This is a genomic window from Delftia sp. WY8, from assembly GCF_018437695.1.
In the GTDB taxonomy this organism is placed as follows: Bacteria; Pseudomonadota; Gammaproteobacteria; order Burkholderiales; family Burkholderiaceae_C; genus Comamonas; species Comamonas tsuruhatensis.
In genome coordinates this window covers 6,657,415-6,669,335 of the sequence record NZ_CP049795.1, presented here as the reverse complement: position 1 = coordinate 6,669,335, position 11,921 = coordinate 6,657,415, and the positions used below count along the sequence as shown (strand labels likewise).

Annotated in this window: 10 protein-coding genes; 3 read left to right on the top strand and 7 right to left on the bottom strand. The window is 66.6% G+C overall.

Annotated features, from left to right (window positions below; all coding sequences use genetic code 11):
- Positions 1-92 precede the first annotated feature (92 nt).
- The gene (locus G4D77_RS30535) at positions 93-464 is read left to right on the top strand and encodes a response regulator (protein ID WP_016446967.1); all 372 of its coding nucleotides are present in this window, start codon (positions 93-95) and stop codon (positions 462-464) included.
- A gap of 45 nt (positions 465-509) precedes the next feature.
- Here the strand turns inward: G4D77_RS30535 and G4D77_RS30530 are convergent, their stop codons facing one another.
- The 4 genes from G4D77_RS30530 to G4D77_RS30515 form a co-directional block, all read right to left on the bottom strand.
- Entirely contained in the window at positions 510-1,640 is a 1,131-nt protein-coding gene (locus G4D77_RS30530; RefSeq protein ID WP_016446968.1) for a hybrid sensor histidine kinase/response regulator, read from the bottom strand.
- Positions 1,641-1,688: 48 nt separating this feature from the next.
- Positions 1,689-2,303, bottom strand: a complete 615-nt coding sequence (locus tag G4D77_RS30525) for a chemotaxis protein CheB (RefSeq protein WP_016453388.1) — start codon at positions 2,301-2,303, stop codon at positions 1,689-1,691.
- Entirely contained in the window at positions 2,303-3,133 is an 831-nt protein-coding gene (locus tag G4D77_RS30520) for a CheR family methyltransferase (protein ID WP_126311358.1), read from the bottom strand. The genes G4D77_RS30525 and G4D77_RS30520 overlap by 1 nt, the downstream gene beginning before the upstream one ends.
- Before the next feature lie 108 nt (positions 3,134-3,241).
- Entirely contained in the window at positions 3,242-6,745 is a 3,504-nt protein-coding gene (locus G4D77_RS30515; RefSeq protein ID WP_034367184.1) for a response regulator, read from the bottom strand.
- Positions 6,746-6,952: 207 nt separating this feature from the next.
- Here G4D77_RS30515 and G4D77_RS30510 point away from each other — a divergent pair, with 207 nt between their 5' ends.
- Both G4D77_RS30510 and G4D77_RS30505 read left to right on the top strand, forming a co-directional pair.
- Entirely contained in the window at positions 6,953-7,342 is a 390-nt protein-coding gene (locus tag G4D77_RS30510; RefSeq protein ID WP_047328079.1) for a hypothetical protein, read from the top strand.
- Positions 7,343-7,449: 107 nt separating this feature from the next.
- The gene (locus G4D77_RS30505; RefSeq protein WP_034367181.1) at positions 7,450-7,857 is read left to right on the top strand and encodes a hypothetical protein; all 408 of its coding nucleotides are present in this window, start codon (positions 7,450-7,452) and stop codon (positions 7,855-7,857) included.
- 11 nt (positions 7,858-7,868) lie between these two features.
- Here the strand turns inward: G4D77_RS30505 and G4D77_RS30500 are convergent, their stop codons facing one another.
- The 3 genes from G4D77_RS30500 to G4D77_RS30490 form a co-directional block, all read right to left on the bottom strand.
- Entirely contained in the window at positions 7,869-9,626 is a 1,758-nt protein-coding gene (locus G4D77_RS30500; RefSeq protein ID WP_047328078.1) for a methyl-accepting chemotaxis protein, read from the bottom strand.
- A 38-nt stretch (positions 9,627-9,664) separates the two neighbouring features.
- Positions 9,665-10,498: a flagellar filament capping protein FliD gene (fliD, locus tag G4D77_RS30495; protein WP_017407064.1), complete on the bottom strand. Its 834-nt coding sequence runs from the start codon at positions 10,496-10,498 to the stop codon at positions 9,665-9,667.
- A 221-nt stretch (positions 10,499-10,719) separates the two neighbouring features.
- Positions 10,720-11,457 (bottom strand): GntR family transcriptional regulator, encoded by a 738-nt coding sequence (locus tag G4D77_RS30490; RefSeq protein WP_016453385.1) that lies wholly within the window; start codon positions 11,455-11,457, stop codon positions 10,720-10,722.
- Positions 11,458-11,921 lie beyond the last annotated feature (464 nt).

Below are 11,921 nucleotides of genomic sequence, written 5' to 3'. Positions count from 1 at the left end.
GTCCTACGTGATGGAGGGCGGCGGGTGTGGATGATCAGCCCTCGTCCATGCTGCCTTTTTGATAGCAGCATGACGCACTGCAACAAAGAGATATGCGAATCCTGTACGTTGAAGACAATGCCGACCTGCGAGAAACCATTGGCCTGCTGATGGAGAGCGAATCCCGTTTCGTGACCAGTTGCGCCACTGCCGAGCAGGCCCTGGAACTGGATGCGGGCCAGCCTTTCGACGTGGTGGTCTCCGATGTCAGTCTGCCGGGCCTGTCCGGCACCGATCTGGCGCGGCAGCTGCTGCAGGCCGATGCGCAGCGCTGGATCATCCTGTGCTCCGGCTACGATCTGGGGCCCTACCCGGCCGCCTGGGGTCCCCAGGTGCGGACCTTGCTCAAGCCCTTCGAGATCGAGGACCTGGAAACGCTGCTGGACTCCATACAGGAAGCGCTGCACACCAGGCCCGTCCACTGAGCCCATTTTTCCGAGACCGGCCTGCCGGTCCATCGGCTCCCGCCGTCACAGCACGGCCTTGGAGCCTCCCGCTGCCATCTCGCGCGGCAACTCCACCCTGAAGCTGGTCACGCCATCGGCGGAGTGCACATCGATGCGCCCGTTGTGCGAACGCACGATCTGGTGCGCGATGAAAAGCCCCAGGCCCAGGCCCTGGTGCTGGCCCGGCTTGCGCTCTCCTCCGCGAAACGGGTTGAACAGGGTGGGCATCAGCTCCGCAGGAATGGTGCCGCCGTTGCGCACCGTGATGACCACGCAATGGTCCTGCCTGCCATCGGCCGTCACCTGCACAGGCTGCGCCGGATCGCCATGGTGCATGGCGTTGCCCACCAGATTGGTGAGCACCTGGCACAGGCGTTCGCCATCCCAGGTGCCATCGAGATTGCCCAGCATCTCGCTGTCCAGGCGCCGCTGCGGAAAACCCGTCTCCACTTCCTGCAGCGTGCGCTGCAGCAGCGCTTGCAAGCTGGTAGGCCGCGGTGACAGCGGCAGGCCTTCCGCCTGGCGGATGCGGGTGACGTCCAGCAGGTCCTCGATCATGCGCGACATGCGCTGGCTGCTGCTGAGCATGCGCTCGGCCATGCTGGCCACCTTGCCCGTATCGGGCTGGCGCGTGAGCAACGTGGCGGCGGCCTTGATGGATTGCAGCGGCGTGCGCAGGTCGTGGCTGAGCACGGCCATGAACATCTCGTTGATGCGCAGCGCCTCGGTGCGTTCCTGCAGCTGATGGGCCAGTGCCTGCTTGCGCTGGTGCAGCTCGAAGAACACATTGGCCTTGGTGGTCAGCATGTGGGGATCGATGGGCTTGTACAGGAAGTCCACGGCGCCGCTCTCATAGCCACGGAACTGCCAGTTGTGCTCGCGCGAGCCGGCCGTCATGAAGATGAGCGGGATATGGCGCGTGCGCTCGCTGCCGCGGATCAGCTCGGCCAGCTCGAAACCGTTCATCTCGGGCATCTGCACATCCAGCAGGGCCAGGGCCACGTCGCTGTGGTTGAGCAGCAGCTCCAGCGCCTCGGGGCCGGACTGGGCCTTGAGGAATTCGATGCCGTCGCGTTGCAGCAGCGCCTCGATGGCGATCAGGTTCTCGGCGATGTCATCGACGATCAAGCATTTGACGCGATCTGTATGGGGCATGGATTCTCTCTCGGTATTTAGTCTTGTGGGGGCGTGCCGGCTGGACATTCAAAGCCTTCCCTGGCGGTGCAGCGATGCAATGAGGGAGGCAATGCCTTCGGGCGCCAGCGCCTGGGCCTGCGGCACGCGGGCCAGCGCCGCCAGCGGCATGGTGGGCATGCGGGCGCCTTCGGGCGCCTGCACCACGGCCAGGCCACCGGCGGCGTGCACGCTGGCCATGCCCTGCGCGCCGTCGTCATTGGCGCCGGACAGCAGCACCGCCAGCAGCCGCTCGCCATAGCAATCCGCAGCGGACTCGAACAGCACGTCGATGGAGGGCCGCGAAAAATGCCAGGGCGCATCCAGCGACAGCGCCAGCCGGGGGCCGCTGTCCACCAGCAGGTGATAGTCGGCCGGGGCGAAGTACAGGCACCCAGGCTCGATCCATTGCTGGTCCTGCACCTCGCGCACCGGCACGGCGCAGCGCGGGCCGAAGAGCTGGGCCAGCAGGCTGCGGCGATCGCGCGGCAGGTGCAGCACCACCAGCACCGAGGCGCGCAGGCTGGCCGGCAGCGCGGGCAGCACCACCGATAGCGCGTCGAGCGCGCCGGCCGAGCCGCCGATCACGATGGCCTCGTAGGCTGTGGCGGCGTCGGAGGCGGGTGTGTTCGTGGTCACGGGCATCACAGCCCGGCCTTCTTGCGGTAGATGCGGTCCTCGAGCACGAAGTCCTCGAAGGCCTCCGAATGCCCTGAAAACCGCAGCGACTCCTTGGAGCCCAGCCCCAGGAATCCGCGATGGCACAGCGCTTCGCGGAACAGGCCCAGCGCCCGGTCCTGCAGCTCGCGCTCGAAATAGATCAGCACGTTGCGGCAGGACACCAGGTGCATTTCGGCGAACACGCTGTCGGTGGCCAGGCTGTGGTCGGAGAACACCATGTGCTCGCGCAGCCCCTTGTCGAAGACCACGCGGCCGTAGCGCGCCGTGTAGTAGTGCGACAGCGAGCTGTGCCCGCCCGAGCGCGCATGGTTGTCGGTGAAGGCCGCCACGCGCGACATGTCGAACACGCCCTGCTCGGCCGCGCGCAGCGCATGCGGATTGATGTCGGTGGCATAGATCAGGGTGCGGTCCAGCAGGCCCTCCTCCTCCAGCAGGATGGCCAGCGAATACACCTCCTCGCCCGCGCTGCAGCCGGCCACCCAGACCTTGAGCGAGGGATAGGTGCGCAGCAGCGGCACCACCTCGGTGCGCAGCGCCCGGAAATAGCTCGGGTCGCGGAACATGTCGCTGACCTGGACCGTGAGGTATTCCAGCAGCGCCGGGAACACGCTTGCATCATGCAATACGCGGTCCTGCAGCTGCGACAGCGTCTGGCAGCCGAACTGCACCAGGGCCGTCTGCAGGCGCCGCTTGAGCGAGGCCTGGGCATAGCCCCGGAAGTCGTAGTGGTAGCGGTGGTAGATGGCGTCGATCAGCAGGCGCTGCTCGATGTCGGCGGTGCGGGCTTTTTTCATCGCCGGGCCGCCCCAAGATGAAAAGCGGCCCCCTTGGGGGGCAGCGGACCTTGCGCAGCAAGGGGAGCGTGGGGGCTATTTTTCAGCTGAGGCATCGCGTCCTCCTTGCTACTTGGGCATCCACACCCGCACCAGCGACAGCAGCTTTTCCACGTCCAGCGGTTTGGCGATGTAGTCGTTGGCACCGGCGGCCAGGCATTTCTCCTGGTCGTCCTTCATGGCCTTGGCGGTCAGGGCGATGATGGGCAGGCGGCGCCATTGCGGCCGGTTGCGGATCTCGCGCATGGCGGTGTAGCCATCCATCTCGGGCATCATGATGTCCATCAGCACCAGGTCGATACCGGCCTGCGCTGCGCCGCGAGACTCCAGCGCCTCCAGCGCCTCGCGCCCGTTGCGCGCGATCTCCACGCGGATGCCCGTGGGCTCCAGGATGCTGGACAGCGCAAACACGTTGCGCACATCGTCTTCCACCACCAGCACCGTGCGCCCTTCCAGCGCAGACTCGCGGCTGCGCGCGACCTGCAGCATCTGGCGGTGCTCGGCCGACAGCTCCGACTCCACCTGGTGCAGGAACAGCGTGACCTCGTCGAGCAGGCGCTCGGGCGAGCGCGCGTCCTTGATGATGATGGACTTGGAAAAGCGCCGCAGCTGCTGCTCTTCATCGCGCGACAGCGCCCGGCCCGTGTAGACGATGACAGGCGGGAAGGAAACATCGTCCTGGTCCGTCATGCGCTGCAGCAGCTCGTAGCCGCTGATGTCAGGCAGGTTCAGGTCCATCACCATGCAGTCGAATGTGGAGCCGCGCAGATGATCCAGCGCGGCCGCCGCCGTGCCCGCGCAGACGATGTCCACATCGCTGCGGCTGAGCAGGTGGCGCACGCTCTCGCGCTGGCGCTCGTCATCCTCCACCACCAGCACGCGGCGCAGGTCCTGGGTGAACTTGGCCTCCAGCCGCTGCAGGGCGTGGACCAGTTCCTCGCGCTTGACGGGCTTGAGCGCGTAGCCGACGGCACCCCGCCCCATGGCTTCCTGCGAATAGTCCGCGACCGAGACCACGTGCACGGGAATGTGGCGCGTGGCCGGGTTGCGCTTGAGCTGGTCCAGCACGCCCAGGCCCGAGAAATCGGGCAGGTTGATATCGAGCACGATGGCGTTGGGCTGATTGTCGGCCGCCATGGACAGGCCGTCGGACGCCGTATTGGCCACGTCGCACTCGAAATCCATCTCGCGTGCCAGCTCCGACAGGATGTCCGCGAAGCGCAGGTCATCCTCGATCACGAGGATGCGGCGCCCGCTCTGACCCCTCTTGCGCAGGGCGTCCGTTGCCGCCGACGCGGCAGGTGCCATGGCAGGCGACATGGGCGGCGCGAACGCAGGTGCGGCGGGCGCAACGTTGGCCGTTGCGAGCACGGGCACGGACGACGCTGCCAAGGCCTCTCGCAGCCCCTGCGGCTGAGGCTGCGGTGCGGCAGTCGTGGCCGTGGCCGGGCCGGACTCGGCCGACTCCAGGCTCACGGGCACGGTCAGTGTGAAAACGCTGCCCTGGCCAGGCGTGCTGGAGACGGTCAGCGTGCCGCCCAGCAGCCCCGCCAGATCACGCGATATCGACAGGCCCAGGCCCGTGCCGCCGAACTTGCGGTGCGTGCTGCCATCGGCCTGGCGGAAGGCATCGAAGATGAATTGCTGCTGCTGCTCGGCAATGCCGATGCCGGTATCGCGCACCGCGAAAGACAGCATGCCCTGGGGCGCGCAGGACACCTGCAGGCCCACCGAGCCCTTGGCCGTGAACTTGAGCGCGTTGGACAACAGGTTCTTGAGCACCTGGGCCAGCCGCATGGGATCGGTCTGCATGGTGGCGGGCACGCCCGGGTCCACGGTCCAGGACAGCTCCAGGCCCTTTTCGCGGGCAATCGGGCGCAGCGGCTCCATCAGCGTCTGCAGCGCCGTGGCAATGGTCACGGGCTCGGCGACCACGGTGACCTGGCCGGCCTCGATCTTGGACAGGTCCAGGATGTCGTTGATCAGCGCCAGCAGGTCGCTGCCTGCGGCGTGGATGGTCTGCGCGTACTTGATCTGCTCGGCCTGCAGATTGCCCGGCCTGTTGTCGGCCAGCAGCTTGGCCAGGATCAGGGTGGAGTTCAGCGGCGTGCGCAGTTCGTGGCTCATATTGGCCAGGAACTCGCTCTTGTACTGGCTGGCCAGCTCCAGCTCGCGGGCCTTGTCGGTCAGCGCGCCCTGGGCGCGCAGCAACTGCTCGCGCTGGTACTCCAGCTGCTGGGTCTGCTCTTCCAGGTGGGCATTGGTCTGCTCCAGCTCGGTCTGCTGGTGCTCCATCTGGGTCTGCGACTCCTGCAGGATGCGGCTTTGCTGCTCCAGCTCCTCGTTGCTCACGCGCAGCTCTTCCTGCTGGGCTTGCAGCTCTTCCGACTGGCGGCGCGTTTCCTCCAGCAAGGTCTCCAGGCGCGAACGGTCCAGGCCCGAGCGAATGGCCACGGCCAGCGATTCGGAGGCGCGCTCCAGCAGGCTGCGCTCGGCTTCGCCCACGGGGCGCAGAAAGCCCAGTTCGATCACGGCGAACACTTCGCCGTTTTCCATGGCGGGCACCAGCATCAGCTGCAAGGGGCTGGACTGGCCGGTGCCCGAGGAAATCTGCAAATGCTGGGCAGGCACATCGCTGACATGCAGCAGCTTGCGCGACGCGGCCGCCTGGCCCGCCAGCCCCTCGCCGGGCAGCAGCTTTTGCTGCAGTCGCTCGCGCGGCAGGGCATAGCCGCCGAACAGGCGCAACCCGCCATCGGCGCAGTCCACCACATAGCCGGCGCCCACATCGGCACGCAAATAGTTGGCCAGGTACTCCAGCGCCTTCTGGCCCAGGTCTTCCAGCCGGTGGTCTCCCTGCAACTGCTGCCCCAGGCCGGAAAGACCGGACGTCACCCACGACTGGCGGGCCTTGACGCGGTACTCGCGCACCGTCAGCGCGGCCGATGCCAGGATCAGGCCCAGCAGGATGAGGGAGCCGCCCCAGGAATAGTAGGTCGAGGTGGTGGATGCCTCCACCCACAGCTGGCGACGCTGGGCCAGCTCCCGTGTCTGGTGCGTGTAGAGGTCGTCGATCAGCTCGCGCAGCCGGTCCATGGCGTTCTTGCCCACGTCCAGGCGCACCAGGGCCATGGCGGCGTCCAGATCGCCGGACTTGCGCAGGTCTATGGTCTCCTGCAGCTCGCGCAGCTTCTGGGCCGATATCTCCTCGATCTGCGCCAGCAGCCGGTGCTGGTCGGAGTCATTGGAAGTGCGCGCCTTGAGCGCCTCCAGCTGCTGCATCAGCACATCGCGTGCCTGCTGGTAGGGCTGCAGGTAGGCCGGGTCGCCCGTGAGCAGAAAACCGCGCTGCCCGGTCTCAGCGTCCTTGAGCGAAGCATTGAGCTGACTGAGCTGGCGCATGGCCAGTGTCGTGCGGTCCATGGCCACCACGGCCTGGCCTCGCGTCTCAGACGCCCTGAAATTGACGAAGGCAATGACCAGGGTGGCCAGTGCCGCCGCGCCAAAGCCGGCAACAAGTGTCCATGGAATGGCAAAGCGCTGGGTGCTCTGATTGCGGGAGGATCGTGGCATGCAGTGGAGTTTCTGGCAGGAAGGGACGGGGAAATCCGCCAAGGACTGTAAACGTTTTGCGCAGCCCTCGGCAGCACTGTGGCGCAGCTTGCGCTGGTTTCGGCGACGCGCGACGCCCGCAGGCGCCATTGCAGCCGTTAACATGGCCCGATACTTTCCTTCCGACACCCCGCTGCGGGCGTCGGCCCACTTTCCAGGACCCATTGCATGAAAACCTTTGCCATCACCGTCGCATCGCTGGCCGCTGCCGCTTCGCTGGTGTCCACCAGCGCCAGCGCTGCGGCTTCGATCTTCCTCAACGACACCATCGCCGCGCGCATTCCCGCCAGGGACCTGCCCGATGCCAAGGCCACCGTGGCCAAGGTGCTCAACGAGGCCGCCGACGGCTCCGTGACCGAATGGACCAGCGGCCCGAACCGTACCAACCAGCGCGTGACGATGGCCTTGCAGCCGCAGCAGACCGTGCAGACCGGGACGGCCGGAAGCTGCCGCCTGCTGTCGGCCGATGTGCGCCTGAAAAAGACCTCGGAAAACTGGCGCTTCTGGTTCTGCAAGCAGTCCGACGGATCGTGGAAGGCCAGCGGCAGCCAGCCCTGAGCAAGGATTGCGGTGGTCGGCGGCCGGGAATCCGGCATGGACCTACGCCACCAGACCTGGGCGCGTGGGAGCATGTCGGCCGGAAGATAGACCACCGGAGAACAACCATGCCCCATGAATTTGTGCATGCCACGACACTTGCCAGACGGCTGGCCCTGGGCGTCGCCGCAAGCTCTTTGCTGACGCTGGCCGCCTGCTCGGGCGAGACCTCGTCGCAGCGCGCGGGATTTCCCATGGCCGAAGTGCCGCGCTTCAACCAGCCGCCACCGGACAAGCCCCTGCTGGGCCAGCCCGTGATCACGGCCGAGCAGGTCATGCCCCATGCCAAGGGCGACCCGCATGAGCCGTTGCCGGCTGCCGCGCCGCTGCCCGCCCGGGCGTCTGAACCGGCAAGCGGGTCAGGTGCCACCAACAAGGAAGATGCAGGCGGCGTGAATCCGGCCGCCGGCCAGGCCGCCGCCATCACCGACGGCCAGGGAGAGGGCTCCAAGTACGAGCTGGGCGCCCCCAAGTAACCTGGCCGGGCTCAGAACGAGGTCCAGTCCCCGTCGTCCTTGCCAGTGGCGGGCACGGACTGCCGAGAGGCCGGCAGCTTGGCAGCTGCAGGCTTGGCGGCGGGTGCGCCCGGGGACGCAGCAGCCGCAGGCGCGGCCAGCGGCCTGGCAGGAGCGCGCATCTGCGCTGCCGCAGGCTGTGCACGTCCGGCAGGGGCTGGGGCTGGCACCGCCGGACGAGCGGACGCCACGCCCTCGATACGGAATACGCTCACTGCAGCGGCCAACTGGTGCACCTGGGATTTGAGCGAGCCGGTTGCAGCGGCCGCCTCCTCGACCAGCGCCGCATTCTGCTGTGTCACCGTGTCCATCTGCGAAATCGCCTGGTGCACCTGGTTGATGCCGCTGCTCTGCTCCTGGCTGGCGGCGGTGATCTCGGCGACCAGGTCGCTGACCTGCTGCACGCTTTGCACGATGCCGTCCATGGTGCGTCCGGCCTCGGCCACCTGGCGCGTGCCCGCCTCCACCTTGGAGACCGAGTCGGCAATCAGGTCCTTGATGTCCTTGGCCGCCGAGGCGCTGCGCTGCGCCAGCGCGCGCACCTCACCGGCCACCACGGCAAAGCCGCGGCCCTGCTCGCCGGCACGCGCCGCTTCCACGGCGGCGTTCAGCGCCAGGATGTTGGTCTGGAAGGCAATGGAGTCGATCACGCCGATGATGTCGGCAATCTTGCGGCTGGACTCGCTGATGCCGCCCATGGTGTCCACCACGCCCGCCACCACCTTGCCGCCCTGCACGGCTGTCTGCGACGCCGAAGCGGCCAGCTGATTGGCCTGGCGCGCGTTCTCTGCGTTCTGCTTGACCGTGCTGGTCAGCTCCTCCATGGCAGCGGCCGTCTGCTCCAGCGAGCTGGCCTGCTGCTCGGTGCGCGAGGACAGGTCCTGGTTGCCCGCGTCGATCTCGCCCGAAGCCGTGGCAATGCTGTCGGCACCCGAGCGCACCTGCCCCACGACCTGGGCCAGGTTGTCGTTCATCTGGCGCAGCGCCTGCAGCAACTGGCCGGTTTCGTCGCGCGAATCAACGGTGATGCGGCTGGTCAGGTCGTTGTTGGCCACGGTGCGCGCCACGCGCAGGGCCTCGGCCAGCGGCCTGGTGATGCCGCGCGTGATCCACCAGGCGGCCAGCGCGCCCAGCACAAAGGCCAGCGAGACCACCGTGATGATGGCGGCTCGGCTGGCCGAGAAGCGCACCAGCACATCGGCGGCGGAGCTGTCGATGGCCGCGCGCTGCATGTCCAGCAGGCGCTGGACCATGTCGATATAGCGCTGCGTGGCGGGCTGGTATTGCTGGGTGAACAGGCGCTCGGCGTCTTCGGCGCGGCCCTCGGCCTTGGCCTTGGTCACCACGTCGCGGCCCGCCAGATAGCCGGCGCGGGCCTTCTTGATCTCGACCCAGATGTCCTTTTCCTCCTGGGTCTGCAGCAGCGGCTCGATGCGGTCCTGCAGCTTGCTGGACTGGCGCGAGGACTCGGCTGCGTCTTCGGCGAAGAAGGTGGCCAGCGAGGGATCGCTGCTCTTGGCAATGGCCGTGGTGCGGCGCGAACCCGAGTGGATGTTGCGGAACCAGTCGCTGATCATCCGCTCCTTGGCCAGGGCCACCTCGGTGATTTCCGTGGTCGAGCGGGCCATGTGCCCCATGCTGACGATGCTGGTGACACTGATGAGCAGCATGATCAGCAAAAGAATGGTGAAACCGCCTCCGAGACGAAGGCCTATGCGCAGATTTTTCATGATGGGGAAACAGGATGCGGGACGGAACGCGGCGAAAACTAGTTCTTGAGGTAGGCGTCCAGCACCATGCGATTCCAGTTGGCCGAGCCGACCAGGGAATCGCCGAGCTTCTCGGCCGTCGCCACCACGGCGCTTTGCTGCTGCTGCAGCGCCTTGACCCGGTCGCCCAGGCTTGCCATGGACGAACTCAGGCGGCTGCCCGTGGACAGTGCATCGTTGGCGCTGTTTTCCACCGCCTTGCCAATGCCGGCCAGGGCCGAGGTCACGCCTGCGGGATCTGTGGCCATGGACTTTTCCAGGGCCTTGGCGTCCACCGCCAGCGTGCCGTCCTGGCGCTGGACGATGCCGATCCTGGCCAGGCTGGGCGAAGTCGCGCTGCCCGTGACACTCATGATGGCCGCACGCAACTCGCGCAGCGCGCGGGTGGCACCCACATCGGTGGTGGAGCCGGCGGCCGCGCTGGCATTGCCCTTGGCCGCGCTGGCGTTGTAGCGCGCCACCAGCTTTTCCAGCGCACCTTGGACCGACTGGGTGGTGCTGGTCGCCGTGAGGGCCGCCATCTCCTTGCCCGCCGTGGCCAGATCCACCAGGGACGACTTGAACTGCCCCAGCGCCGACAGCGAGGTAGAGCCCGCCTGGGCCTGGGCCGCAATGCGCTCGTGCGCCTTGGACAGCGAAGGCGCCAGCTTGCGGACTTTCTCCGCTTCGGTGGTCTCCGTCTTGGTGCTGTCCGTCTTCGTGGCGCCGGCCTGCGCATCGCTCTTCTTGATGGCCGAGTCCGAAGCCGTCTGCGCCGTGGTGCTGCTGTTGAGCCTGGACTGGGCTCGGGCCAACAGGCTTTGCACATTCAGGTTGTCGGTTCTGATGCTCATGTTCTCTTCCCTGTAAGTTTGCGGATGGTGCGGGCGCAGGGCCCGTCCACGGTTTGGCAGGGAGACTACCGGGACGCCGCCGCCGCAATGCAGGGATAAGCGGGCCGCTTACCCGCGACTTGCAGCCTTTGCCGGGCCGGATGCACGCCCGCCTTCGCCCAGCGGCCCGTGCGCCCATGAAAAAGGGCCTCCGAAGAGGCCCGTTCCACACATCCCGACCATCAAGCCGTCTGCTGCAGGGCTCCATAGCGCTCGCGCGCCGTCTGCAGCATGTAGAAGGTGATGCGCTTGACCTCGGCACGGCTGTCGGCGATGTGCTGCTTCAGGCAGGACTGGGCCAGCGCGGCATCGCCGGCCTCGATGGCGGCAAGAATGGCGGCATGGTCGTCATAGGTTGCCGAGACGCGCGGCAGCTTGATCACATCCAGGCGGCGGATGATGCGGATGCGCTCTGTAATGTCCAGGTGGATGCGCGCCATCTCCTGATTGCCGGTCGCGGCCACCAGGCCGGTATGGAAGGCCTCGTCCAGCGAGGCCACGACGGCGGGGTCGGTCTCGCGCTGCTCCTCGGGCACGCACCAGACTTCGCGCAGCGGCTGCAATGACTGCAGCGATTCGCCCACCAGGCTGGCCACGGCGCTGGTCTCCATCAGGGTGCGCACCTCGTACAGATCCTCGAAGTACTTGAAGTCGAAGGCCTTGATCTGCCATCCGCTCTTGAAGTGCACATCCACATAGCCATCGCGCTGCAACCAGAACAGCGCCTGGCGCACGGGCGTGCGGCTGACCTGCATGCGCGTGGCGATCTCGCCTTCGCTGAAACGGTCGCCAGGCAGCAGACGGAAATCGAAGATGTCGTTCTTCAGGCAGGCGTAGATCTGCGCAGCCAGCGAATGCGCGCTGCTTGCAGGCCCCTGGCGCGTCTCGCACACCGGCGAGGAAACAACCGCGATGCTCATGCGACTGCCACGCCTGCTGGAGCACGCAGGCCTTGCCGCTGGCCGCCGCCAGGGGCTGGCAACGACATGCCCGGAGCCCTGAAGAAGGGCCAGGCCTTGCCTTCGACTCCGGACTCGCGCATGGCCGAAGACAGGGTATACGCCGACCGTAGCAGCAATACCATTGCCTGATTTGCGATCAGGCAATGGGCAATGGTCCATTCACGCATTTAGTACTCTTTCTTGTACACAAGTTGGCAGTGGGATTTATTAAAGAAACGAATTGCGTTTTAATAATTGGACCTACAAGAATATCCTCGACAACGGCCGATCTTCGTGTATGCTCCGCGACTTGCCGCCGCAAAGGCCATACGCACCACAGCGTTTGGCAGCCCCCGGCACCAGGCATTCAAAGTGACTGGACCAACACCAACAGGAACCCACTCGCGGTAATCCTGCGCATATTTGCGCCAATCCATTTTTTC

Bases quoted from the DNA above. Each gene is read 5' to 3' on its own strand.
- G4D77_RS30525 (WP_016453388.1), bottom strand. From the start codon at position 2,303: ATGCCCGTGACCACGAACACACCCGCCTCCGACGCCGCCACAGCCTAC.
- G4D77_RS30535 (WP_016446967.1), top strand. From the start codon at position 93: ATGCGAATCCTGTACGTTGAAGACAATGCCGACCTGCGAGAAACCATT.
- G4D77_RS30530 (WP_016446968.1), bottom strand. From the start codon at position 1,640: ATGCCCCATACAGATCGCGTCAAATGCTTGATCGTCGATGACATCGCC.
- fliD (WP_017407064.1), bottom strand. From the start codon at position 10,498: ATGAGCATCAGAACCGACAACCTGAATGTGCAAAGCCTGTTGGCCCGA.
- G4D77_RS30500 (WP_047328078.1), bottom strand. From the start codon at position 9,626: ATGAAAAATCTGCGCATAGGCCTTCGTCTCGGAGGCGGTTTCACCATT.
- G4D77_RS30515 (WP_034367184.1), bottom strand. From the start codon at position 6,745: ATGCCACGATCCTCCCGCAATCAGAGCACCCAGCGCTTTGCCATTCCA.
- G4D77_RS30505 (WP_034367181.1), top strand. From the start codon at position 7,450: ATGCCCCATGAATTTGTGCATGCCACGACACTTGCCAGACGGCTGGCC.
- G4D77_RS30510 (WP_047328079.1), top strand. From the start codon at position 6,953: ATGAAAACCTTTGCCATCACCGTCGCATCGCTGGCCGCTGCCGCTTCG.
- G4D77_RS30490 (WP_016453385.1), bottom strand. From the start codon at position 11,457: ATGAGCATCGCGGTTGTTTCCTCGCCGGTGTGCGAGACGCGCCAGGGG.
- G4D77_RS30520 (WP_126311358.1), bottom strand. From the start codon at position 3,133: ATGAAAAAAGCCCGCACCGCCGACATCGAGCAGCGCCTGCTGATCGAC.